At 37.6% G+C, this 25081-nt stretch carries 32 protein-coding genes; 5 read left to right on the forward strand and 27 right to left on the reverse strand.

What is annotated here, in order from left to right; genetic code table 11:
- Window positions 1-25 precede the first annotated feature (25 nt).
- Window positions 26-997 carry a protein kinase family protein gene (locus HUX68_RS06915; RefSeq protein WP_174614140.1) on the reverse strand — a complete coding sequence of 324 codons (972 nt, stop codon included), beginning with the start codon at window positions 995-997 and terminating at the stop codon, window positions 26-28.
- Between the two features lie 90 nt (window positions 998-1087).
- On the opposite strand from HUX68_RS06915, the gene HUX68_RS06920 reads away from it, so the two are divergent.
- Window positions 1088-1600: a phosphatidylglycerophosphatase A family protein gene (locus HUX68_RS06920; RefSeq protein ID WP_174614141.1), complete on the forward strand. Its 513-nt coding sequence runs from the start codon at window positions 1088-1090 to the stop codon at window positions 1598-1600.
- 33 nt (window positions 1601-1633) lie between these two features.
- Here HUX68_RS06920 and HUX68_RS06925 read toward each other — a convergent pair whose 3' ends face one another.
- Together HUX68_RS06925 and HUX68_RS06930 are read right to left on the reverse strand one after the other, a co-directional pair.
- On the reverse strand, window positions 1634-2404 hold the full coding sequence (locus tag HUX68_RS06925) for a TIGR01457 family HAD-type hydrolase (RefSeq protein WP_174614142.1): 771 nt from the start codon (window positions 2402-2404) through the stop codon (window positions 1634-1636).
- A 15-nt stretch (window positions 2405-2419) separates the two neighbouring features.
- Entirely contained in the window at window positions 2420-2863 is a 444-nt protein-coding gene (locus tag HUX68_RS06930; protein ID WP_174614143.1) for a DUF86 domain-containing protein, read from the reverse strand.
- An 89-nt stretch (window positions 2864-2952) separates the two neighbouring features.
- Here HUX68_RS06930 and HUX68_RS06935 point away from each other — a divergent pair, with 89 nt between their 5' ends.
- Window positions 2953-3222 carry an SAV0927 family protein gene (locus HUX68_RS06935; protein WP_174614144.1) on the forward strand — a complete coding sequence of 90 codons (270 nt, stop codon included), beginning with the start codon at window positions 2953-2955 and terminating at the stop codon, window positions 3220-3222.
- A 73-nt stretch (window positions 3223-3295) separates the two neighbouring features.
- On the opposite strand, the gene HUX68_RS06940 is transcribed toward HUX68_RS06935, so the two are convergent.
- From HUX68_RS06940 to cpaB, 23 genes are all read right to left on the reverse strand, one after another.
- On the reverse strand, window positions 3296-4672 hold the full coding sequence (locus tag HUX68_RS06940) for a VWA domain-containing protein (RefSeq protein ID WP_174614145.1): 1377 nt from the start codon (window positions 4670-4672) through the stop codon (window positions 3296-3298).
- Window positions 4673-4801: 129 nt separating this feature from the next.
- A complete protein-coding gene (locus HUX68_RS06945) occupies window positions 4802-5593 on the reverse strand; it encodes a hypothetical protein (RefSeq protein WP_174614146.1) in 792 nt (263 codons plus the stop codon).
- A gap of 179 nt (window positions 5594-5772) precedes the next feature.
- On the reverse strand, window positions 5773-7119 hold the full coding sequence (locus HUX68_RS06950) for a vWA domain-containing protein (protein ID WP_174614147.1): 1347 nt from the start codon (window positions 7117-7119) through the stop codon (window positions 5773-5775).
- Window positions 7120-7148: 29 nt separating this feature from the next.
- On the reverse strand, window positions 7149-7499 hold the full coding sequence (locus HUX68_RS06955; protein WP_174614148.1) for a hypothetical protein: 351 nt from the start codon (window positions 7497-7499) through the stop codon (window positions 7149-7151).
- Window positions 7457-7780 carry a hypothetical protein gene (locus tag HUX68_RS06960; protein ID WP_174614149.1) on the reverse strand — a complete coding sequence of 108 codons (324 nt, stop codon included), beginning with the start codon at window positions 7778-7780 and terminating at the stop codon, window positions 7457-7459. The genes HUX68_RS06955 and HUX68_RS06960 overlap by 43 nt, the downstream gene beginning before the upstream one ends.
- Complete coding sequence (locus tag HUX68_RS06965) at window positions 7773-8030, reverse strand: hypothetical protein (RefSeq protein WP_174614150.1); 258 nt, start codon at window positions 8028-8030, stop codon at window positions 7773-7775. Before HUX68_RS06965 ends, HUX68_RS06960 begins: the two co-directional genes overlap by 8 nt.
- 241 nt (window positions 8031-8271) lie before the next feature.
- On the reverse strand, window positions 8272-8445 hold the full coding sequence (locus HUX68_RS06970; protein ID WP_174614151.1) for a hypothetical protein: 174 nt from the start codon (window positions 8443-8445) through the stop codon (window positions 8272-8274).
- Window positions 8446-8509: 64 nt separating this feature from the next.
- Window positions 8510-9016, reverse strand: a complete 507-nt coding sequence (locus tag HUX68_RS06975; protein WP_174614152.1) for a hypothetical protein — start codon at window positions 9014-9016, stop codon at window positions 8510-8512.
- Between the two features lie 23 nt (window positions 9017-9039).
- Entirely contained in the window at window positions 9040-9708 is a 669-nt protein-coding gene (locus HUX68_RS06980; RefSeq protein WP_174614153.1) for a Tad domain-containing protein, read from the reverse strand.
- Window positions 9705-10109, reverse strand: coding sequence for a TadE/TadG family type IV pilus assembly protein (locus HUX68_RS06985; RefSeq protein WP_174614154.1), 405 nt, complete (start codon window positions 10107-10109; stop codon window positions 9705-9707). Before HUX68_RS06985 ends, HUX68_RS06980 begins: the two co-directional genes overlap by 4 nt.
- 34 nt (window positions 10110-10143) lie before the next feature.
- The gene (locus HUX68_RS06990; protein WP_174614155.1) at window positions 10144-10962 is read right to left on the reverse strand and encodes a hypothetical protein; all 819 of its coding nucleotides are present in this window, start codon (window positions 10960-10962) and stop codon (window positions 10144-10146) included.
- A 48-nt stretch (window positions 10963-11010) separates the two neighbouring features.
- Window positions 11011-12258, reverse strand: a complete 1248-nt coding sequence (locus tag HUX68_RS06995; RefSeq protein WP_174614156.1) for a hypothetical protein — start codon at window positions 12256-12258, stop codon at window positions 11011-11013.
- A gap of 52 nt (window positions 12259-12310) precedes the next feature.
- Window positions 12311-13024, reverse strand: coding sequence for a hypothetical protein (locus HUX68_RS07000; protein ID WP_174614157.1), 714 nt, complete (start codon window positions 13022-13024; stop codon window positions 12311-12313).
- A gap of 53 nt (window positions 13025-13077) precedes the next feature.
- Window positions 13078-13905, reverse strand: coding sequence for a hypothetical protein (locus tag HUX68_RS07005; protein ID WP_174614158.1), 828 nt, complete (start codon window positions 13903-13905; stop codon window positions 13078-13080).
- Between the two features lie 61 nt (window positions 13906-13966).
- Window positions 13967-14719, reverse strand: coding sequence for a hypothetical protein (locus HUX68_RS07010; protein WP_174614159.1), 753 nt, complete (start codon window positions 14717-14719; stop codon window positions 13967-13969).
- 35 nt (window positions 14720-14754) lie between these two features.
- Window positions 14755-15054 (reverse strand): hypothetical protein, encoded by a 300-nt coding sequence (locus HUX68_RS07015; RefSeq protein ID WP_174614160.1) that lies wholly within the window; start codon window positions 15052-15054, stop codon window positions 14755-14757.
- Window positions 15055-15403: 349 nt separating this feature from the next.
- The gene (locus tag HUX68_RS07020) at window positions 15404-16819 is read right to left on the reverse strand and encodes a VWA domain-containing protein (protein WP_174614161.1); all 1416 of its coding nucleotides are present in this window, start codon (window positions 16817-16819) and stop codon (window positions 15404-15406) included.
- A gap of 28 nt (window positions 16820-16847) precedes the next feature.
- Complete coding sequence (locus HUX68_RS07025) at window positions 16848-17069, reverse strand: hypothetical protein (RefSeq protein WP_174614162.1); 222 nt, start codon at window positions 17067-17069, stop codon at window positions 16848-16850.
- 19 nt (window positions 17070-17088) lie between these two features.
- Window positions 17089-18024, reverse strand: a complete 936-nt coding sequence (locus HUX68_RS07030; protein WP_174614163.1) for a type II secretion system F family protein — start codon at window positions 18022-18024, stop codon at window positions 17089-17091.
- Between the two features lie 3 nt (window positions 18025-18027).
- Window positions 18028-18957, reverse strand: a complete 930-nt coding sequence (locus HUX68_RS07035) for a type II secretion system F family protein (protein WP_174614164.1) — start codon at window positions 18955-18957, stop codon at window positions 18028-18030.
- The gene (locus HUX68_RS07040) at window positions 18929-20299 is read right to left on the reverse strand and encodes a TadA family conjugal transfer-associated ATPase (RefSeq protein ID WP_174614165.1); all 1371 of its coding nucleotides are present in this window, start codon (window positions 20297-20299) and stop codon (window positions 18929-18931) included. Before HUX68_RS07040 ends, HUX68_RS07035 begins: the two co-directional genes overlap by 29 nt.
- Before the next feature lie 18 nt (window positions 20300-20317).
- Window positions 20318-21445, reverse strand: a complete 1128-nt coding sequence (locus HUX68_RS07045; RefSeq protein WP_174614166.1) for a CpaE/TadZ family protein — start codon at window positions 21443-21445, stop codon at window positions 20318-20320.
- Window positions 21446-21479: 34 nt separating this feature from the next.
- Window positions 21480-22271, reverse strand: a complete 792-nt coding sequence (cpaB, locus tag HUX68_RS07050) for a Flp pilus assembly protein CpaB (RefSeq protein WP_174614167.1) — start codon at window positions 22269-22271, stop codon at window positions 21480-21482.
- Between the two features lie 414 nt (window positions 22272-22685).
- Here cpaB and HUX68_RS07055 point away from each other — a divergent pair, with 414 nt between their 5' ends.
- Window positions 22686-23015 (forward strand): hypothetical protein, encoded by a 330-nt coding sequence (locus HUX68_RS07055; RefSeq protein ID WP_246206623.1) that lies wholly within the window; start codon window positions 22686-22688, stop codon window positions 23013-23015.
- Window positions 23016-23035: 20 nt separating this feature from the next.
- Here the strand turns inward: HUX68_RS07055 and HUX68_RS07060 are convergent, their stop codons facing one another.
- Window positions 23036-23311, reverse strand: coding sequence for a YutD family protein (locus HUX68_RS07060; RefSeq protein ID WP_174614168.1), 276 nt, complete (start codon window positions 23309-23311; stop codon window positions 23036-23038).
- A gap of 141 nt (window positions 23312-23452) precedes the next feature.
- Here HUX68_RS07060 and HUX68_RS07065 point away from each other — a divergent pair, with 141 nt between their 5' ends.
- Both HUX68_RS07065 and HUX68_RS07070 read left to right on the forward strand, forming a co-directional pair.
- Entirely contained in the window at window positions 23453-24001 is a 549-nt protein-coding gene (locus HUX68_RS07065; RefSeq protein WP_174614169.1) for a YhcN/YlaJ family sporulation lipoprotein, read from the forward strand.
- A gap of 59 nt (window positions 24002-24060) precedes the next feature.
- Window positions 24061-25005: a M23 family metallopeptidase gene (locus tag HUX68_RS07070; RefSeq protein WP_174616370.1), complete on the forward strand. Its 945-nt coding sequence runs from the start codon at window positions 24061-24063 to the stop codon at window positions 25003-25005.
- Window positions 25006-25081: the final 76 nt, after the last annotated feature.

Genomic DNA, 25081 nt, shown 5'->3' on the forward strand with positions numbered 1-25081 from the left:
ATTCGCTCCTCTATGCTTGAATTCTTTATAACCAGTGTAACACAGGGATCTCCAACCTTTCACAATCGACACCCGCTTCGTCAAAGAACTGTCCCAACCGTCGTTCATAATCCGCTTGACGTTCCAGCAGATCCCTCATTTCCCGCACACGCTGGGTGTCCTCCGAATTGGAAAAGCCACGTTCAATCGCATCAAATAAATGAATGGGAAAAATCAGCCGGGCATAGATCAATCGCCAACTGAATACGGACAACTGCCGCTTCTCCTGATATTCGTTCAAAAAATCCCTGATTTTATTCAGCGGATCATTTACCTGCAGGAGATTGTGACGGATATGTTCAGCCAAATCCCTTGCCGGATGATCATAAACAAGATCGTTCGTCCACACAAATCCATCCGCAAGTTTTTCGGAGTACCTTCTTAAGCATACGGTCCCTTGATCCACCTCCGCAAACCGTTTCTCACCTTCACTTTCCTGCATGTATTGAATCGCATTTTCACTGATACCAACAATATATGGCAGCGTATCAGCAAGCAGTAGACTCCATTCATCGAAAGCCTCTTCCGCATCTAGCATAATTTTGTTTTCAAATGCTGTCAGCTTATCAATCCACAATTGCTTCCACTGACCATAACTGGAAATCTCCCTCGGTTCATACGGGTAATCCAGACCTGCGAGATGCAGGTCTGCCAATGCCTTTCCCTCCGATTTTCTTTGACCAGATGCAGCAAACGCAGCTTTCAAAACAAGATAATGGTTGCCCTGGTAACGTGTGAACCAATCCCCATTCACATTTTGAATCGGATACGCAACTTGTGTATAATTATTTTCAACTAAAAAATATGCCGTAGCCGCTTGCTCCATATGTATAATTTCCCTAAAATCAGCTGAAATGGTAAAATAAAGAAAGTTATCCTGCTTAAAACCCTCCCTTCCGTTCACAATAATATTTTCACGTGCATGTATATTATAGTAATCGGCAAGCAATTCCCTCATGGATATCCACTCCATTCGAATAATATCTATATTATATCTATGTATGTATCAGCAATTTTTTAACTTTTATTGAAAGAAAAGGTGATGAAAATGGACAAAAACACACAACAAAGCGAATTGGAATTAAAAGCAAGAGAATGGATGACACAACGAGGAGTTACACTGGATGACATTGCCGAACTGGTATATTATCTCCAGGCAAAATATCATGAAAATCTAAGCATGGACGACTGCCTGCACAACGTCGACCAAGTATTAAAAAAACGGGAAGTGCAAAATGCCATCCTGACGGGAATTCAGCTTGATGTACTTGCGGAGAAAAAACTGCTCGATCAGCCACTGCAAAAAACAATTGAAACGGATGAGAGCCTGTATGGAATAGACGAAATCGTTGCCTTTGCCATTGTAAATGTCTACGGATCAATCGGCTTCACGAACTATGGCTATATTGACAAACAAAAGCCAGGCATTCTGCAGAAGCTGAACGACAAATCAACCGGAGAATGCCATACATTTCTCGATGACATCGTTGGAGCCATTGCCGCTGCCGCATCAAGCAGACTTGCACATGGTACAGCTGATGTAAAACAACTGGATGACTAAATTTAAAAAAGCTGCTCTAATGTGAGCAGCTTTTTAGATTCTTTCTATCCATTCATATAAATTTTTCACATAGTGCGTCGGCTTTTTTGCCAAACCAGAATAATCAGCGAACGATGTAACACCGGTAAAAACCATCAGCGTATCCAGCCCGGCATCCATCCCGGCACGGATATCGGTATGATAATTATCACCAATCATCAGTGTATCCGCTTTGGATGAACCGATTACAGCCAAAGCCTGTTCCATGATAATCTCTTCCGGTTTCCCGATAAAAGTCGGCTCCCTGCCCGTGCTCACGGAAATCACCGAAGTCAACGCACCATTACCCGGCTCCAAACCACGCTCGGTCGGAATCGCCACATCACTGTTGGTCGAGATGAACGATGCGCCATTCCGGACTGCAATACATGCTGTTGACAGCTTCTCATAACTGATATTGTGGTCAATGCCGACTACCACAAAATCACAATTATTATCGCTTATGCTGAGACCTTCTCCTTGAATTGCATTGTGCAGTCCTTCCTCGCCAATTACAAAACACCGCGCACCTTCTTTTTGCTTCCGAATATATTTCGCCGTCGCCATACTGGATGTAAAAACATGTTCCGGCGTCGACCTGATATCCATCTGTTCCAATTTATCCGAAATCTGCTCCGGTTTTTTGGAGGAATTATTCGTTAAAAATAAATACGGTATACCTTTTGCGGCCAGCTTATCAACAAACTCTCCGGCCGCCTCAATCCGTTCGTTCCCTCTGTACATCGTTCCGTCCAAATCAATTAAGTATGCTTTATATGTCTTCAAATACAGTACCTCTTTCTAATCATCATTCTTTATAAATGCATTCGCCACTCCAAGTTCTGTGTCCAAATATTTTCTTACATAGGAACTGAATTCTGACAGCTTTTCCATATGGTTCTTTAGAGTTTTCTCCAGCAATTCGTGATCAACAGACAAATACTCTTTAACAAGATGTTTCCGCAGCTGAATAACTACCTTCAATCCTTCATCATGACTCTTCGGCACCACTTTTTCATCAACCAGAATATCAATAATATCCTCATAGCTGCCCGGATCACGCATAATAAATCCGTCAATCATCATGTTCCCGACATCAAGCATCGATTCGATCACCATATGTACCGTTCGTTCCAAATATAATTTTTCCATAAATGAACCGAACTGATGCTTTTTTACCTCTGCCAGCAGTTCATTCATATAATCAAGTGTTTCTTCTATTTGTTTACGATCAACAAAATACATTTTTCACCCTCCGCATATCTTGCTCATTTAACTATATCATAAGAACCAATACATGTTATAGTAAAACAAAACTGCATGGAGTGAGTTATATGGATGAAAAATTCAATATACTAAAAGATGAAACACATACAAAAGAAGTCCGTTATATCAACTTTAAGGGTGATCTGCAACGCTATGACTTTGTTCTCATAAAGCACGAAGATGATCCAGCCAAGCATATTATTATCTATTTGCAGAAAAATCGTTTTGCGTTTTTGGGACTGGAGGATCTCGATAAAGAGGGCGAAATCGAGCACTTTTTTCATGAGACGGAGATGGAAGCGGATGAGATTCGGGAGTTTTTAAGGGGAGTGTTGTAAAAGACAGGGAAGATGCTATTTGGCACCTTCCCTGTTACCTACCTTTGTATGAAAAGTCTGCTTGTTACTGAAGTTAATCGTTATCTCTTAGATCTTCACGTTCGTCATAAGCCTTATCCCGAACGTTTTCTCTATGCTTATATGCTTTTTCCCGAATTATTTCCCGATACTTGTAAGCTGTGTTTCTAGCGTATTCTCTAAGTTTATATGCAATATCCGATGCAATACTTCTAATCTCTGATCCTTCTATATCCATAGCCCTTTCCATTTTATATGTCAGATTTTTGATGCGTGTTTCTTCGTCATAAGCCGTATTTACCATTTCGGTTTCCATATCATAAAGTTCATTCACTCGATCGGTTTCCGTATCATAATATTTATTGACATTTTCTGTTTCCCAGTTATACCACTCGTTTATAAGTTCTGTAGTTTCTTGTTCAAAAAATTCATTTAGTTCCTGTTCAGTTCTTACTGTGGAATATTTTCCCTCGCCCGCTTCTGCAACCTGCTTTAATTGCTGCTGTCCTTTATCGTTCACATCAAATCCAATGATATTGACAATTGCCTGCATATCAGATTGATTTAAACTCTTGGCAGCCTTTACGGGATTTCCACCACAAGTCTCCACCCCATCACTAACCACATAAATGATATTTTCTGTATTTTTACCTCTCTCGTTCTTTAAGTTCTTCTTTGCCAACTCCATAACACCTGCTAATGGCGTCCATCCAGCCGGTGAAAAGGAGTTTAATGCTTTTTTAAATGATTTCTTTTTATAAGAGTCAAGAGAATAAATTTCCTCGATACTATTACAGGAAAGCTTTTTATCACTATCAGACCCAGTACCTTTGTGGCCGTAAACTGTTAAAGAAATATTTGCAGATTTAGGAAGGTTACTTGCGAAAGTATTCACTGCTTCCTTTGCCAATTCCATCTTTGTTTTGCCATTAATCATTGCCCCCATACTTCCGCTCGCATCAAACAATATGGAAACATTCACCTTTGGCTGTTTTTTCTTTCCCGGTTTTTGCATTTCGCCGGGTTTTGAACTCGGATTTTTAAATGATGTGTCTACACTGTTGAAAAATTCATAATAAGAACGATAATCTTCCCCAACCAAAGATAGAATCTTATAATAATAGTCTTTAGCATCAAGATCTTTCGGAAGCTGTTGCATGATTTGAAGCACTTTTTCTTCATTATAATTATCTCCACTATATTTGGCGTCCTCTAAACTTATCTGCATCCTTTCCTCAACATTAGAAAAATGCAAATGCTTCAAATCTGACTTATCATATGAACTTTTTTCATCTGCCTTCTTCTTTTCATCATCAGCTTGCTCAGTCGTTTCTTTTTCCTTTTGATCCGTTTCTTGTTCGTTATCCGCTCCACATGCTGATAACCCCACTAACATAGATAACAGAAACACAACAAATAAGAACTTCTTCATCCAAATCTCTCCTTGTATTTTTTACCAAGTCATCATATCGATTGTTTCCAAGCAAACCGGAATAAGAAGCACAAGAACCGTCCCAGTAATTCACAACCCACGGCTACAAGTTTTCAACAACTACAACTATCATTCGGCATTTCGGTATCGGTAATTATACTTGTAATAAACCACACGTCTCTCAGTCTTAAATGTAGGTTGGCTCCAAATATTCCTCTTTTCATTCGTTTCCTCTGTTTTAACCATCTGGATTTCACCTGGTTCCAATTCCATTATGTTGGAATCAATGACCTTTAATTCTTCTTTATTTGCATCGAGTGCGTAGATCTGGAGCTGTACCTCTTTTGTGTTATCAAGATTATTCCTTACATAAAACACATTTTTATATTCTTCATCACAGTTCCTTCTTCTGAAACAATCACTTTCTGAGAGAACTTGAACTAATGATATTTCCTTATTTTCCGAGGAATTCTCCATTGCACTAATTGCATTATTTAATGTAACAGCATAGGAAATTTTGTTGCCCAATGGCATAAACCACAGAAAGAAGATTAATAACGTTCCAGCAAACACCCCGGAGAAAATCCATACTACTTTAGGATTATGTAATGTTTTTGATAAATTTTTTTGGCGTGCTATTACTGTCGTTATAATGTTGATAATCGCAATGATAACCCAAAGTGAACCAATTACTATCAATCCTATCATACTTGTAAAACCATTTTGGAAGAATGAAAGGTTATAAGCAAAAGAAAGATAGAAATTAACCACAACGCTAAGTATTAAAATCACAACAAACAGTATCAACGGACCCTTCCTATTAAACTTTTCCTTGTCACCTTTTTTGACGTCAATAAAGGACCATAAAATCCATATAAACGGTAGTAAATAAGCAACAATCACAATTCCCATATAAAACAAGTTTTCCACCTTCTTTTCAATCTGATCAGATAAAATATTAAATTCAACACCGTGTATACATGGGATCGGTTCTTTTGTTCCTTATGAACTCAGTTACTTTTAATGGCTATGGATTATGCAAATTGTATCCATGCTAAGTAGCGCAAGAACCGTCCCAATAATTCTACATCAATCAACGTCTAATCCTTCGCTTTCTTTTCCCTCATCTTATCAATTATATCACTGGCCTTCTGCTTCTCTTCTTCAATACGTTTTTCCAGCTTATCTTCTTTCTTCTCGTTGAATTTATCGATTTTTTCTTCTCTTGCTTCAATCATTTCCCTCACTTTATCTTCTTCCTCTTCAGATATCTTTTTCAAAGAGACCAGTTTCTCCATACCATCCAGCAACAGAGCATTTTCGTTCTGGATAATATCGCGAAAGTCAGCTGCAATTGCGTCCAGATCATCATTCATGTGAATGGCATCCCATGTCAAGTCAACACCTTCCATAGCACTCCACATGTTTAGTTCAGCAGTTTCCACCGCTTCCTGGATATTGTTCTGGGCAACCTCAAAAATATCTGTACCAGAATCAACATTCGTGAAAGATCCACCGCCAGCTTCCGCTACTTTTTTTAGTTGAGCCTGTGCTTTGTTCCCAACATCAAAACCGATAATATTAACGGCAGTCGCGATACCTGAATCATGCAGCTGTTTTGCCGCTTGTACCGGATTACCGCCGCACGTTTCTTCTCCATCACTGATAATATATACTACGTTCTTCACATTATCTCCTGAGTTTCCTTGCAAATCTTTCTTAGCTGCTTTAATAGATGCTGCCAATGGTGTCCATCCAGCAGGTTTAAATATCGATAGCGATTCACTGAATTTTTTCTTATCATATGTACTTAAAGGATAAACGACTTCCGTACTGCTGCAGGACATTTTCTTATCTTCCTGACTCCCGGTACCCTTATGCCCATAAACACGGAGCATTACTTTTGCATCTTTTGGAAGCTGAGAAACAAATTTTTTCAGTGATTTCTTGGCTGCTTTCATTTTCATCTCGCCACTCACATAAGCTCCCATACTGCCACTTGCATCCATTAATAAGGCAACATGAAGTTTCTTGTATTCCTCCTGCTTTTTAGAATCACTACTGCCTTCCGGTGCTCCATCGACCAGAAATGATGGATTAAAATTTTTGTATTTCTTCAAAGCCGGGCCATAATCTGCTGACAGATAATGAATTAAGTGATTATAGGCTTCATCGGCGGTCAGGTCTTTTGGTAACCTTTTCAGCGCACTAGACCATTTCTCCATGTTCTCTTCATCGGCTGAATAAAATTTCCCGGGACCTTCGTTTACCATTGCTTCCGGTTCGCTCGCTGCTTTTGGAGCTTTGGGCTCTTCCTTTTCTTCTTCTGCCTGATCGGACTGTTTATCTTTCTCCTTAGTAGCAGCCTGTTCATTGGTAGAGCATCCTGTTAACAAAAGTGTGACCAAAAGAAAGATGATTGTAAACAATATACTGATACGCTTCATTAATATCTCTCCTCTTAAAAAATAAAACTTTAATCTAAAGGCACTTTCAGAACGGCCTGTTGCTGATCGGCCCAATCTTCAATAAGATTTCCTGTCGTGTGCTGACCTTTCTTCCCGTATTGCTTCCATACATTTTCCCAACTGTATTCTGAAGGTTTAAATATAAACCGCAGCGTATAATTTTTTAGACTTTTTGATTGAGAAGGGTTCTCAATTTGTGCATGAAAAGTACCATCCGGGTTAACACGAATTTTGTCGCCGGAACCAGTCCTGGCACCTTCCGGACTAAGTATTGTTAGACTTAATTCACTACCCTCTATTAAATTACTCTTTCCATCTATAAATACAAGATTTTTATTATATGTAGCATCGGCTTCCATTCGAATTTTTGATCACCATAATCTTCAGGTTTTTTCCAATCTGGCTTTGTAATTTCTTTAGTAGCAGACTTGCTATTATTTAAAGGTAAAAAAACATTAGTACTGGCTTGTTTTCTGACCTCTTCTGAACTTTCATAAAGACGCACAAATGGACCTTTCAGATTTTTACCAAACTCCCTATATTTCTTTTTAATGGAATCAGATGTTGAATCTTCAGGACGAAACCTAATTTTTACATTTAGTCCATATTCGTACTCTTCCGGAATCTCAGTTTTATACACAAATGAACCATCCTGTCTGACCTTCCACGGTAAGATGATGGCTTTTATATGTTACAGACCCGTCAAATTGTACATTTAACGGTTCTTTCGCTTCTGTAGAATTATTATCTTTTTTACTTTCCTGCTCAGTCTCAGCTGACTCCCTGGATTCAGTGGACTCATTTGTTTTACCAGCATTCTCATTACCGCATCCGGACAAAATAAATAATAATGTTATAATTGCAACTGTTAAATACCAGATTTTTTTCAAAAGATATACCTCCATTTTCGTTCCGCATCATTATGACACACCATATTCAGCAAAAATTATATGGTATCTGCCTTCATAGAATTACTGGCCTTCCACGTTTTTCAGTATTTTAAGCCATTCTTCCCTTTGCTCATCATTCATTGAACTTCACCCTTAATAACCAATGCTTCTCATTCCAATATGTATACCTTCTTCATAAAAGAAAAGGGAAAATGCTATAAACCATTTTCCCTTGTTCAATTTATGATGATGTTTTACCGTATTTTTCTTGGATTTGACTTATATGATTAGTTCGCATAACAGGTAATGCCGTTCCAACTACAAGAGCGGTTAATGGAAATCCTGCCGTACCTGACAACCATTCAAATACGGTAACTGGAACAAAGATGGCATAGATAAAAATCATCAATATCATGTAGAACCTCCGCCACTTCTTTTCAGATTTGGACAATAATTACACTCTCCTTTATCAGAAATATTTAGTTACTTTCTGTTTCAAGTTCTATATTATATTCCTCAACTAAACCCAAGAACTTCTCATCTGCTTTCTTTCCTAAATTTATAGCCTCTTTTAATTGTTTATTGGCTTTATCAACCAGTTCCTTTGCCTTTTTCTGACTAATACCTTCTCCCATTTTCTTAACTGCTTCGAATTTCATCTTTATACCCTTTTCCCATTTCTTAAATTGATCCAATCGCATTTGATGCAATTCCTTGACAACATCAGTTTTAGGTTCTTGCGACTTCATGTACTCTGTAATTTCCTGAACGATTGGCATTGCCTTTTCCTTCTGCATCTGATATGCAGCTTGAGGGTTTGCTTCTTGTAAGGATTGTTTAATAATTTTATCCAATTCTTTCCCTTTGTGATTCACATTTTTAAGATAGCTGTTATGATACTCAACAATTTCTTTCGCCTGATCAGAAGCACATGCAGTGAGCAGCATGACTAGTGACAAGCCAATAAAGAATAAAACTTTTTTCATTCGCATTTATGATTCTCCCTCTATTAATTAAGTGGAATTGTATTACTATAATTCCAAACCTCATCCAGAAAATCTATTTTAGGACCGGCCGACTCCTGATAGACATTCTCCTTAATGCCTTCCATATATTCATCAAATGAGATACCTTCCATTTCATTAGCTGCTCTTACATAAAATTGGTTATTACGAATATATAAAACCGCGCCTTCCAATTTTCCACCATTATCTGTAATTGTTTCCTTCACTTCATTGATTACTTTTTGTTCGATATTCTTATTCCGGAGCAGTTCATGTAATTTCTGCCTGACAACTTCCTTATTTAACTCCTCTGTTAATACTTGATCAAATGCTTCAACCTCAATTTCATTCCGGGACCAGTCACTATATCCTCCGCTGTTTGCCAGTACAGTTGCCCTATCATCCACATCTTCTTCAATATTTTTGAAGAAGGCTTGAAGTGCGCCTTCTAAGGTATCATGTTCATAATCATAAATAACTTTCCGAACCTCTTCATAAAGCACACTTGATCCAGATAAACTTGCCTGCTGAACTGTTGTTGCTGAATCCTCTTTTGTGGCAAGTGCAGCCCCTAAATTTAATACAAAAACAAGCAGAATCATAATGATGCTCAACATACCAAGGACAAAAAGAGCAATATTTCCATCTTCGTTCCTGATAGATTTCCACATCATTCAATCACCCTGCCATAGGCTGTCGTTGAATATGGAACAGAAGGCAATGGATAACCAAAAATTTCTTCAGGTAAAAAGAGGAGATGAATATTAACACTTACATTGGCGGAAAATTCCTTATTTCCTAAACCGGATCCAGAAATAGATGTTGTCTGAAGATAACTGCCGGTAGATGATAATATTTCGCTGGCAGCATCACTCGCCTCTGCAGGGTTTTTTGTCACGGAATACACCGTAGCATATTCATTTGCAGCGGACTGCGTAACGAGTACAGCATTGATACCAACAACAAATTGGACAATAATCATTAGCAACATCAGAGCCAAGGGTACAATCCCCAGGAACTCAATTGTAGCTGATCCATCTTCACTTTTAACTTTTTCTTTCCACCATTTAAGCATCTTAAACTCTCCTACCCTTTTATATTGACAGCATCTATAATTTCGGATGTCGAATATCCTTTTTCATGGAATTAATACGCTTTTTTTGTCCCGTATAAAAATATTCCCATACAGCTTCCTTGTGTTCGTTTTTTGTCATATTTTCCAAACCTTCAACGTAAGTTACGCTATTAATTTCTTTTGCCAATTTCCGTTCGCCTCTCGCAAACTCTTTTATATATTGATTAGTTTCAAAGTTGGATGAATTTTTTATAGAATCATTACTTTTTCGAATTTGTTCCGCTTTTTCAAATAAGTTTATTGCATCCTGATTAATTAACAACTGCTTATATTGTATATAATCCATTTCCAGAAATACTTCTTTAGTATAATCGATATCTTCAGGTAAAAATCCGAAACCTTTTTCTTCCTTCTCTTTATAATAATCCATATATTCATTCATAAGATTGATATGTTTTTCTTGAAGTTCTATCTGAGTATTTAATGCTTCCAAGCAAGAATGATAGATTTGCTGTTCATTTTCAGATAGCGATGCGTTATCAAGAACACTGCTAAAAAAATCCCTTGTTGTATAAAATGCTTTCATATTAATGTTTTTACGCTGTCCACCATAATTTATAATATTCGAGGATAAAACCAACAAAAACAGCATCGATTCTAATGCATTGTTATACTCTTCTATAGTGGAATTTGAATTAGTTGATAAAAGTACCATTGTTGTTTTGTTGGTTATCCTCTTTTGATAATAAACGAGATAAAATTCATCTCCATTTACATGAAGGTGATGTGGATTAAATTTAATTTTCTCGAATAACCTCTTATATTTTCTGGCTTTAACTTCTAATTCGTTCATTCTGAGCATCATCCCCACATTATATTACTAAATGTAACTGTCTAACCTTTAAAACCATCCTGTTACTGTATCCCAAGCACTTGATGCTACATTTTTAATAGCATTTCCGGCCTTTTTAGCAAGATGTTTTCCGGTATCCCACAAATTACCCTTCCAATTATCCGCAAATAATTTAACACCTTTGGATACCACCCAAATGCCAGCACCAACTGCTACCATACCGGCACCGATTGCCTGACCGCCTGGTATGGCTGAAGTCACAACTCCAGCGTTCATCAAAGTGTTTCCTAAACTCGCCGTTGCATCAGCTACAGCAGACGTTTTTTCCGCTCCGGAGGCATCACTTGTTAAAACATCATACGCCTTAGCACCTTTGTATCCAGTTTCGAACGCGGAAACTCCAGTACCTACAACTGCTGCAGCAACATTCAATTTCGATAATGCCCCGACAGGAGCTGCAGGCGGGGTAAAATTATCTGCAACATTTGCAGCATCACGCAAACTATCTGCTGTATTAGCGACATCCTGTGCGTTATCTGCCATCGTAGCAAATTTACGTGCAGTTCGGAAATCCTGGACACCCTTAACACCATCAGCCACATGTGTATATGTATCGTACATACTGTTTATAGCATTATTTCCAACTCCAAGTTTAACCCCGTTCATAAGTAAATTGGAATAAAATCTGCCACCATAATTAAATTTAGGATTATAACCAAGATCTTTTAAATTTTGATAGGTTTGAAAATCGCCAATTAACTTTGCCTGACCCATCACCACATCGTTTAAAATATACTTGCCAACGTTATATTCCTGTGGAAGTTTTGGGTATTCTTCAAGTCCAATATCATTATTAGTTCCATTACCGTTAGTGCCGCTTCCGTTTGTTCCATTTCCTTCCGTTCCATTGCCGTTGGTGCCGTTTCCGCTCGTTCCATTCCCTTCTGTTCCATTGCCGTTGGTGCCGTCTCCATTCGTTCCATTTCCTGCTGTTCCATTGCCATTGGTGCCGTTTCCGTTCGTTCCATTCCCTTCCCAACTTTTACCTTCCCATGGGTTCCCTGACCACAGTAAGCTGTCTCCATCCCAGGAGTTTCCTTCCCAAGAATCACCTGACCATGTATTACCAGACCATTTTAAATTATTACCATCCCAAGAATTTCCTTCCCAAGGATTACCTTCCCAGGTATTTCCCTCCCATGGTCCAACAGCATAAGAAAGAGGAGTAAGTACAGGTTGAAAGATAACAAAAATTATCGCCAATGAAACTAATACTTTTTTAATCAATCCGCTCATAATCTTCCCTCATTTCCAGAATGAATAATTGCACTCAGATGAATACGTACATTCAACTGTTTTCAGAAACATTAACATCTAAAATTTCCAACGACGCTCGCCACTTAATTATATAAGATGTTGTAAGTATAACGATGAAAGGAAAGATAAGAATATTCAATGTCATTTGAGTAATCATCTGTGCTGCAAAAGAAGAAGTAATATTAAACAGCTGATAGGTTATGAAAATACCAATTAATAGCTCAGCAGTTCCGGTTATAATGAGTATCAGTAAAATCTTAAATAAGTTCTTTTTGCCAATACGAAAACCTTCTTTATAAGATTTCCATACTGACTTATTATCAAATACACTTATGTAAGGAACTGGAAAGAATAATGACAAAATAATTAAACCTGGTATTAGAAATAACATAAACCCTATAGTAGTGAGAGTAGATATAATACAAGCAAATACAAAAACGGTAAATCCTTTAGTTAAAAAGCTAAATATAGACTGGCGTAAGTTATTTTCAACACCCTTATATTCGTTATATACAAACTGAATATAAGGAACCTGCGCATATAAGAAAAACAGTAATGTTAATAGCCCATAATAGATGTCCGCAAAGGAATAAACATTAGAGTAACTTGGGGTTATAGCATATATGTAGTTTGTTATAAATGAATGCAGCATGAGTAAAGGCAAGGTTGTAGTTAACATTAAAACAAGTATTTTTTCAAATTTACCTGTATAGACTTCCCATGCATTGATTAATGGTTTTTCCATGGTATTCTCCTTGTCGGCTTTTAATTAAGTTATATAAAAACAGCAATTATAACCTACTTTGGATAACGCATTCTTTTTCTGGAAGAAGCATTTGTCTCAGCCAAGTTTCTATAAAAGTCTTTTATAGCACCTTCAATGTGCTCTTCTTTCGTTAATGTTTCCATGTCCGTCTGAAATTTAAGACTATCTATTCTTTTACGTTGCCTGCCCTGGTTAATAGAAAATTCCTCTAAATAACTTCTTACAGCATTTGTTTTATATTTCTTTAACTCCGGTATTTCTAATTCTTTAATATATTTAAATTTTGGTATAGACTCATAGTTAGCGACTAATTGCTTGTATTGAATATAGTCTATTTCACCCATGTAATTGACTGCTTCTTCAATATCTGAATTTGTAAAGTTTTCTATAAATCCCTCATGGAATTTTTTTGTTTTTTGATAAAACTCTTCATATATTTTACCAAGGCGATCTTGCAAATCTAAAATCAAGTTTATTCTTTCAAGACAATAAGCAATTTCTTTTTTGTCCTCTTGTTTTAAGTAATTCTCTCCATTGTTTAAAACATCAGTAAAAAATTGTTGTAACGTAGTAAACGCATGCATATCAGCAGTTGCTTTTTCGGCACCAAATGACATAATCGATACTGTAAGTTGAGCATATTCCATTAATGCATCGTATGCCATCAAGTATTCACTTTTTTCGGCCTTGGAGGTTGGAGAAACCACCGCGCAATCAGTCATTTTCTTTCCTCTATAATAATTAACAAAAAAGTATTGGTTATTATTAATTAAAAAAGAACCGGGATTAATAGTAAATGATTCTAAAAATCTTTTGTGTTTTTTAGCTTCTTTCTTAACCAGTGGATTATCATAATACATTGTTATCACTCACTTCAGATTGGGTTTAAAGTTAACAGAAATGAGCTAGTGCTCACCTCTGTTAACCAAAGAGACCTGTCACAGCGTCCCAGCCTTTTTTAGCTATATTTTTCGTGCCTTCCCAGACTTTTTTACCAGTTTCCTTTATAGAATTCCAATTCTCAGCAACATATTTAGTAGCTTTTGAAGCTCCCCACAATACTGCTCCTCCTGCAACCATTATACCACCCGCAACTCTTGCACCCGGTACTGGTACTGCAGAAGTAACAACTCCAGCGTTCATAAGAGTGTTGCCGGCACTTGCAGTTGCATCTGCAACTGCCGCAGTTTTATCTGCACCACTTGCGTTACTATTTAATACATCTGAAGCATTTCGAATTTCACCAATAGTTTTGGCACCTGAGGCAACTGTACCTATGGCTGCAGCAGCAACATTAAACTTAGATAATGCTTTTTCAACTCCTGCGGGTGGGGCAGGAACCTTTTTCATAACAGATAGTGCCTTATTTGCTTTTGTTGATTCTTTTGTTTGTTGTAAAACTTTAGAAGCATCACTTGCTTCATCTGCGGTATTTCTTACATTTTTTGCATTTTGAAAAGCCTTATATCCTTGAGCACCATCATAGAATTTAGTACCTACATCATACGCACCCGTTAATGTACTATCCACACCAGCTAATTTCAAACCATTCACAAGCATGTTCCCATACACTCTTGATGCCGAAGACCCGAAACCAGATTTTGTTATCCCAGAATCTAAGTATCGTTGATGCCTTAAACCAGCTTCAATAAAGGTAGCAGTACCACCAATCACATCTTTGGCAACGTACTCCGCTACTTTTGCTGGATCTAAATCAGTCTCGTTTCCATCGGTACCATTTCCATTAAATCCATCTTGTGACCAAGTATCCCCTGTTGTTCCATTTCCAACTGTACCTTGACCATTTGTGCCGTTTCCATTGAATCCATTCTGGGACCAAGCATCTCCTGTTGTTCCATTTCCAACTGTGCCCTGACCATTTGTGCCGTTTCCATTGAATCCATTCTGGGACCAGGCATCCCCTGTTGTTCCATTTCCAACTGTGCCTTGACCATTTGTGCCGTTTCCATTGAATCCATTCTGGGACCAGGCATCTCCTGTTGTTCCATTTCCAATATATCCGTCGATAGACCAGCCTTTCATATACCAAGGAAGACTACTCCACTCATATCCTAACCAATTAGAACCATCTGTTTTTGATCCATCAGTACCTTTACCTTCCCAGGGGCTTCCATCCCATTCTAGTTCGGATCCATCCCAGGAATTCCCAGACCAGGAGTCACCATTCCAAGAATCTCCTTCCCAGGAGTCTCCAGACCATGAACTAACGGCATAAACAGTTGGTGTTATTACTGGAAAGAACGCGATAAAAATAACAGAAGTTATAATTAATAACTTCTTTATCCAATTATCAATTTAAATCACCCCATTTCTACAAAAAGTTAGCAATCTGGGTGTTTACTTCTGGGTTTGTGTATCATATTTCTTTTTGATTTTCTCTTTCATTTTTTTTACATTGTCGGCACTAATTTTTTTAAGTTGTTCTTCTAATTCATTTCTTGATTGTCGAGCCATCTCTTCTATAGTATTTCTTCTTTCTAGAAATTTTTCCTCCTGTTCATTTGTAATGTATCCTTTTTCATTTAACATAGTAATAATTGTGTATAGTTGTGTTGTTAATACATCTGTTTTATAGCCCCATTCATTCGTCAAACCAAGTATGTCAAAAGAATGTTCCACTTTCTGATATTCTGCATCATTTAACGCCTGTTCCTTCCAATCTTTCCATGCTCGCAATACTTCTTCCGCACGACTAAATTCTTCTTTTAATCCTTCTTGATTGGAAACGGAAGTAAAAATACCATCTGACGCTTCTGCCATTTTTTCCAACTGTTTCTGTGCCTTAGAATCGGTTTGAAATCCTATTATATTAATAATTGGCTTTGCATTTGATTTAGAGAATGATTTTGCCACCTTTACCGGATCTCCATCACAAGTACCTATTCCATCACTAACTAAATAAATAAGGTTCGTATTTTTTTTAGAATCAAACTTTTTCATCGTCTTCTGTGATTGTTTCAATGCGGCAGCAATCGGAGTCCAACCACTTGGTTTAAAGCCATTCAGTGCTTTTTGGAATGTCTGTTTTTCATAAGGCGCAAATCCATAAATTTGCTCAATAGCACTACATGACATTTTTTTATCTGCTTCAGAGCCAGAACCTTTATGGCCATATACGCGTAGTGATACATTAGCTTCTTGTGGAACACTGGACAGGAAACTATTAATCGTTTCTTTTGCAAGTTGCATACGTGTTTTCCCATTTTGTGCAAGTGCTGCCATACTTCCACTGGCATCTAAAATAATTTCAATATTATAGTTTTCTTTAAAATGGTAACGGGCATCTGGAAGTTTTGGATTACCAAATGAAGCAAACTGCCATTTTTTAATAACATCTTCAGGATTAGGAAAGTCTACTGAAACTAAAGAGTATATGTAACTAAAATATGTTTCCATTTGCTTATCAGTTGCCTGTTTAGGTAGTTTACCTATTTTTTCCATTTTATTTATAATTTCTTTTTCAATCTTCTTATTAAACAAATCAGCAGTTGCATATGGACCTTTTTTTTGATTAATCAAACCTGCTGTCTTTTCTGGGGCATCAGGAATGTTCCTTCCACTAACATCTAGAGATGGCTTATTATCATTATCACTATTGCTTTCTATGTTTTCATTCTTGTCTTGTTTTGTTGTTTCTTTTTCTTGTTGGTCCGAAACATTTTTTGGATTCTTATCTTCTTCATTATCACTGCAACCGACTATAAAGATTAATAAGGTAAGAAATAGTATCAGCACTTTTAAAACTTGTTGCATAACATAATACCCCATTTATTAAAATTTATTAGTTACCCCCGCCAATGTCTTGAATAAATCCTTTGATTTTTTTCAATACAGCGTTTCCTATAGACGTATCATTACTGAACGCTTGGGAAATAACTCCAACCATAATAACAATAACCGCAGCAATCCCAATCCACTCAAGTGTTTGCGACCCTCTTTCATCCTGTTTGATGCTTTCAAATCTGTTAATAGCCTTTGCGTAGATTCCATTAATAAAGTTCATTCTAAATTCCTCCTGTTTATTAAAGTAGATTAAAAATACTATTTTCACCCATCAACATATTCATGATCATCAAGCCCGCAATCATCAATATGGAAACAGGTGCAATTAAAAATGTTGTGACCAAAGTTACTTTTGGCGAAGCTTTAGCTGCTAATTCTTTAACTTGTTCCTGCCTTATCTGCCTTAAATCTTCCGCCTGAATTTTAAACGTCTTTGCTATCGGTATCCCTAGATCCATTCCCTGGATTAAAGCCTTGATTAGCGATTGAAATTCTTCGTTGTCATTTCGTTTTAATAATTCACGATATGCTTTTTCCCTTGGAACACCAAGATCAATTTCCTGATTAAATCGTGTAAACTCCTCACGAATTGGACCGTCGAAATATCGAATCACCTCCCTTAATGCGTGATCTAAACTAACACCAGCTTGTAAACTGGTACTTACCGTATCCATAAAGTCTGGTAAATCTCTTCGGATTAATAACTGGCGCTTCTTTGCCTCCCTCCGAATGAGTATAATCGGTATAAAATAACCGATTACTGGATTAAATATAATCATATATTGAGAGAATGGCAGCCCAATAACCATGGATAGTAACCCAGAAAAGAAGCCTATGATGAATAAAAATATTTTTAATCCCTGGAAACGGGATACCGTTAACTTTAATGGATTTCCGGATTTTCTCAGCCATTCTTCCACCATATGGTTCTCACTGAAGAAATTAATTCGCTGTCCCAAATCTGCAAAGTCATCTGCGTAATTCGTAATACGGCTGAATATTTCAGCCCTTCTATTTTTCTTTTTTACTTTTTTCTCAAACGGATCGATATGCGTTACATCTGCAACATGGTCAATTGCATACCGTTTCTCACGAAGAAATGTCCATAAATGTTTCATTGCAATCAGACAACAGAACCAAAAAGCGATTATTGTTAAAATAATTAATGCATCCATATACTACACCTTTATATTCGTTATTTTTCGTATCAGAAAAAATGATAAAACTATTGCAATGAGAAATATAATCAAGATAATCAAGCCAAAACCGGAAAATAATGGATCGATAAATCCGTCTATTACATTATTCATGACCAACAGCAGAAATATAGGTAACGCAGGTACAATAAATGAAATATATTTTTCTTCGGATGTCATCGTTTTGATCACCTGATTCAGCACCTTGCGTTCTTCAAAAGTGTCAGCCATTGTATCCAAAGTTAGTGCCAGGTTTCCTCCTGTTTTTTTCTGAATAAGCAATGTTGCGATAAACAGATTGAAATCCCGGGATTTATTTCGCTTCTGCACCGAACGAAAGGCTTTTTCCATCGTAACCCCAAGCTTCAATTCATTTGAAATTCGTTTAAATTCATCACCAGCTGGAGCTGATACCTCTCTGGCAACAATATCGATTCCCTGATTAATGGTTAACCCGGATCGTGCTGCATTTCCAAGTATCCTGCATATTTCGCCAAGTTGTTCATTGAATCGAATTTCATAGTTATTTTTCCTAAAGTAAAACAGTAAATAATTCGCAACAAACAACAGCAATATCGGCAGAAGCATCGCCACCAAAATTGGCATACCAAAAACTGAATAACACAGGACAAACAATGTAAGATAACCAGCCACAAAAATACCTATGTATTCTGAAGGCAGAAGATTTAAATTAGCATTCTGTAATTTATTGCGCAATGCCTGGGAAGACTCTTTTTCATCAAAATTGTCCCCCCATTTACTGATAAAACTTTTCCGTTCTTCTTCAGGAAACCACTGTTTAACCTTTTGTTTCCACTCTTTCTTTTGTGACCGGTAACCCAAATAGTAGTAAACAAATATCAGAAGAGACAATACAGCTAAACTATAAAGTATGGACACTGCTATATTCATAATCTGCCTCCTCCACTGGGGTAAAGAAATCCATATCCAAGTCTATTCCAAACACTTTTAAGTGCGGTATACATTTAGGAATGATGCCAGTAGGTGTAAAATGCCCCTTAATATTTCCTTCACCATCAACACCTGTTCGCTGAAAACGAAAGATGTCGCGAATTTCAATTTTATTGTCTCCTGTTTTTTCAACTTCGGATATATTGGTAATTTTACGAGTACCATCTGTAAGCCGCTGTACCTGAATAATATAATCTAGTGCACCGACAATGTAATCACGAATTACATGTGTAGGTAGATCCATACCTGCCATTACGACCATACCTTCAACACGATTTATGGCATCAATTGGTGTATTCGCATGTACTGTAGTTAATGACCCTTCATGACCGGTATTCATTGCCTGAAGCATATCAAATGCTTCCGAACCACGTACCTCACCTACTATAATCCTGTCCGGACGCATCCGTAACGAGTTCTTAACAAGATTTCGAATGGTAACCTCACCATTGCCTTCCACGTTCGGTGGACGCGCCTCCATTCCAACTACATTCGGACGATCGAGTTTAAGTTCTGCTGAATCCTCAATCGTAATAACACGTTCTCCATGCGGAATTGATTTCGCCAGTGCATTCAATAGCGTCGTCTTACCACTACCGGTTCCCCCGGAAATTAATACACTTAATTTCGTTTCAACCAATGCCTGCATGAACACTGACATATCATTTGTGAATGTATCATACTGCTGCAAATCGTCCATGACAAAAGGTGTCTTTCTAAACTTACGAATGGATAGAATCGTTCCATCCAGACTGATTGGCGAAATAACTGCGTTTACACGGCTTCCATCCGGCAACCTGGCATCTACCATCGGTGAACTTTCATCGATTCTTCTTCCCAATGGTGCTACCACCCGGTCCACTATATGACGAACGTGTGCCTCATCTTTAAATGACACGTTCACCCGCTCCAGTTGTCCTCTTCGTTCCACATAAATTTCAGTAGGTGAGTTCACCAGAATCTCTGTTATAGAATCATCCTTCAGCAAGGGCTCTAGGGGACCAAAACCGACACTTTCATCAATCAGCATGGATAGAAGTGATTCTTTATCCTGACGCGGAATGACTACCTTTTCCTCTGACATAAACTGGTTAATAAATCGTTCAATTTTCAAACGCTTATCTGATTCTCGCAAACTGGTAATCTGCTCCAGATTTACTTCCGTCAAAAGCCTACTTTTATAATGCTCCACTAATTCATCTATGTATCCATTATTGGACACAAAACTAGTATCTATGTCATTGTCAGATTTTATTGTTGAACTTCTTTGAAAGAGAGACATGATACCACCACCCATATATTATTTCAGCATGGAGTGAACCCATTTATGTACATCCTTTGCCACTGGAGTCATTTTCTTTTCCTTTGGCGCTTTACGTAACGGTTCACCTTGATTTATATACGCCTGAACGTGTTTAATATCCTTTCTTATTTCAGCTGCTATGCCATAGGATACAAATCGTTCCATATCCTTTTTATTTAATTCCTTTTCTTTGCTTTTAAAATTCATTACAAATTCCATTCTTTCATCCGTAATGATCCCTAAGCGTTGGAATAATGATTCTACGTTTTTCAATACACTTATCGCAACAGTATCAATGTTCATTACATAATAAATTCGATGCGCTTCTTCCAACACTGTAAATGTTCTTTCATCCATCCAACCCGGCAAATCAACTACTATAAAATCATAGCTTCGTTTTGCCGCTCTTAAAAGCTTTAGTACAAATACGTCATTAATTTTCTCGGCCAGTTCAGCATCTCTTGGACCAACTAATACATTTAAATCGGAATGTTCTTCTTTTTCGGATACATTTCTTATATGATGCTCGCCAATTTCGTTTATTACCGGCAATAAATCAATTATGGATCGGTTACTTTCAATTCCCAGAAAAGTTTCAGCACCGCCATATTGCAAATTTAAATCGATGAATAGTACTTTTGCAGTCGATTCAAGTTTCAGCGTTTGAGCAAATGTTGTACTTAATAATGATTTACCAGTACCGCCGCTGCCGCTGTAAAACGCAAATACCTTACCACCGCCCCGTTTAAAACTGTCCGCTGTTTTCTCCTCCAGGCTGCCGGCTTCCCTCGACATCGCATCCAGGCGCTCCATAAAGATAAGTTCTTCCCCTGGTAACACAAAAAACTCGGAAACTCCCAATCTAATGAGTCCCCTTAGCAACTCAAAATCCTCTTGATAATTCAAACAGATAATAGATGCGCTTGGATTTTCCGCCAAAACAATTTGTGCATCATCAACAGCTGACTTACCTTGATTCACAATAATAATTAATTGTGCATTATATTTGGTTAAATCTGTTGCTGTAACAAAATGCAATTGAAAAGATTCATTAATTTGCTCATTTAACGAAGCAATTAATTCTTCGTTATTCCCTAAAACGTAAATGTCATTAACTTTGCTCATTTGTGTCCTCCACCTGCATAGCTATGTGCTTCTTTTATTTCTTATCACTTTTTTTTTCGTCTTTTTTGGAATCCTTTTTCTGCTCTTTTTTCTTTTCTTTATCGTTAGACGATTTTTCCTGCTTATCAGTTGTTTTCTCAGTGCCAGATTCCTCTTTTTGTTCTTCGCCTTCAGATTCCGAAGTTTGACCTTCATTTGACTGTTGCTCTTGTACCTGACCAACACTTGATTTAACGATTCTTAAACTGTCAGCATAATTCTGCATATGTATCAATTCAGGAACTTTTTCAAATGGTACTTCCAATTGTACTCCTTGAAATTCCCCACTTTTATTTTTAGCTACTCTTGCCACTTTAACATCTTTCATGAAAACTTCAGTTACAGGCTCTTCTTCAAAACTATGGGAAACGATGATATCAACTCGATCGAGTGCAATTAACTCATCATCAAAAAAAACTTTCTCAGATTTTATCAGTGTAATTAACCTATTATCTGCCGCAGTAACTGTTGAAGCTTGCTTTAAAATATTTTTAGTAATTATATCACCTGGAGACAGTGGAACTACTGCAACTTTCCCAACTAATGTATCAATGTTTGTAATATGTTCCTCACGAAGATATTTTTTAGGTATCTCATCTGTTGTGATATCTTCTGGCGTAATCACAGATCTCGATGAAATATCATCTTTTGCAACATAAATCGTCACAATTGTTCCTAGGTTAGTATTCAAGGCTTGAACTTTCTTCAATACCAGAAAACCCGATATCAATGCCAATACTAGTGCAATGAGAAAAAATATTATTGCCTTCCTTTTCGATTCAAGCATTCATTGACCCTCTTTCCCTTCATTAAATAAGACATAAATACAGCTTACTTAAGGTTTTTCTATACTACATCATCACACAAAAATGAAATATGTCAATTCCGTTACAGTGGGTAAAAAGAAATAGTTGGTTGGTTCTTCCTATACCCCCGCATAAAAATCGTCAAACCTTTGTAACAAATTAGCCTGAAAACAGTTAAAAAGAACTATATAATATCCATGATTTTACACTTTTGTCGGATATTTCAATTTTAAGTAGTCATTTAGACTTATTTTTAATTATTTTGTAAGTTATGACATTTATCTCGAATTCAAGATATTTGTTGGGAGAAAGGGACCATTGAATTTTGGAGGAAATTGGCAGGTTTTCTGGTTTTGTTTTTATCAAAAGATATACAGAGAGAAAGGATGATTAAAATGGCAAAAGGCAGCAAGAAAGAATATCGTGATTTTTCAAATGTTAAAAATGTCCGAGAGAATCTGGTTCCTGAAGAGTTTCCTGAAGGTCCGGTCGGGTCCTCTATTAATGCCGATGAGCCGCCTTACAGTAAAACGACTCCTTGGACTGAAGGACAGCGGCGTCAAAGTGCCTTTGTTTATCCGGATAAAGACCAGCATGATGAACTGCCCAGAAAGACCCCGGGGAGCCACCCGCTGCATGATGAGTCCGGCGATGCGACCGATGATGTGGATGATTTAGACGACGGTGTGAACGTTTCGGACGATTTATACGATGAAGAGCAGTAGTTCCGGATGAACTGCTGCTCTTATTTGTCGATTTTTTTCAAAATGAAATAAGCGCAACCAAAGTTGCAATACTCATAAAGGTAATCATCCAGTGTGCTGATTTTTGTATCAAATACGGCTTTTGAGTTCTGGTCATCGTAAAATCCTTTTAACCGGAGCTGTTCATAACCCCAATCGCCAACAATGAAGTCGTATTTTGAAAGGATGTCCGAATACCGTTCATTAAGACGGTCTTCCTGGAATCCATCTTTAACATTCTCGATGATTTCATATGTTTTTCCTTGGATTTCAATCAATTGTGCGTCACCTCTCATAAAACTGTCTTTAGTTTATCACATTTTAAAGTCGTTGCAACCAGCAAATCATGAATTACTTTGTATGAATTTTTCTTATTTCTACAAACTAAAGCCATAGAATATTTATGGAGGCTGATAACCATGACGAGGATGATATTGCTTTCTTTCATAATGATGTGTGCAGTTCTCGCGGGATGCGAAAATACAGAAAATACGGCAGAGGAGCATGACCAGATTGTTGAAGAATTGGATCCATCCAATGAAAATACACCTGATAATCCTGCACAGGAAAATAAACTTGGCTATGTCAGGTACACGAAAGAGCAATTAAACAATAATAGTGAACAGAACCATTCCGTAAACATAGACCGTACAAAAATGGCAAACATGATCACAAGAATTATATTGCGGAACGATGGATTTGAGGAGGTCGCAACACTTGTCACCGATCAGGAAGTTTTAATTGCATACGCAAAGAATAGTGCATTAAATGCCGAAGAAGCAGCGGACATTGCTAAAAAAACTGCAGTATCTGCCGTTCCAGGTTACTTTCATGTATATGTATCCGGAAATGAAACATTAATGGATGATATTCAAAGTCTGCACAATTCGAGTATTCAGGACAACAGTTATGATAACACCATTGACAGTATTATTCGTGAGATGAAGAAATCACCGCAAGGAAATTAAAAAACGGAACAAGCTCCGGGTAAGGAGGTGGAAATCACTGCATGAGCAACTTAAAAAAGATGATGGTGTGCTTCTTGTTTTTAGCACTTATTTTCCAAGTGCAGCAAGTTCATGCAAAAGAAAAAGATTTGTACGATGAACGTATGGCTCTTTATAAAAAAACCCAGGCAGTAACACAACTGCCATGGTATTATATTGCCGCAATCGACCAGTATGAACGTAACAGTAAAAAAAGCGATGATGAAGAACAGCTTGTATCGATATCCATACCGTCTGAGATCTGGTTTGGCATTGGAAACAGTTCACGAATCAAGGCAGAGAGCTTTATTCAGTTTTTTCAAGGACGAGGCAAGGATGGTAACGGGGACCATAAAGCAAATCCAAATAATCCCGAAGATGTGCTCTATACAATGGCAAACATAATTATGGAGTATGGTCCGGCAAAGGATGAGGTGAAAATTGCGCTTTGGAATTATTATCATCGTGATCTGACTGTCCAGACAATCATGAATACAGCAAAGGTTTTCCGTAAATTTGGGAAAATTAAACTGGAGGATCGGGATTTCCCTGTTGCCACCGAATATAATTACAGCTACAACAGCACATGGGGAGACCGCCGCGGTTTTGGGGGACTACGGATTCATGAAGGCACCGATATTTTTGCCGATTACGGAACGCCGGTTAAATCAACCACTTACGGCGTGATTGAGATGATGGGCTGGAATCTGTATGGAGGCTGGCGTATTGGCATCCGTGATATTAATAATATTTATCACTATTACGGGCATATGAGCGGGTACAGTGATGATATTGAAGTCGGGCAGGTTGTTAAACCTGGCGATGTACTTGGAAAGGTCGGTTCCACCGGCTACGGCCCTCCCGGAACTTCCGGAAAATTCCCGCCGCACCTGCATTACGGCATGTACAAAGATAACGGATACAGCGAATTTTCATTTGATCCATATCCTTATTTGAGGAAATGGGAGCGAATGGCGAAAGATTGAGGGGTGAGTGTGGCCGTCTTCTGTTTTTTGGTGCAGCCTTTCTCCCTTTTCGGATGAATCTCTCCCGTTTGTCCCG

It is taken from the genome of Virgibacillus ihumii (assembly GCF_902726655.1).
Taxonomy (GTDB): Bacteria; Bacillota; Bacilli; order Bacillales; family Amphibacillaceae; genus Lentibacillus; species Lentibacillus ihumii.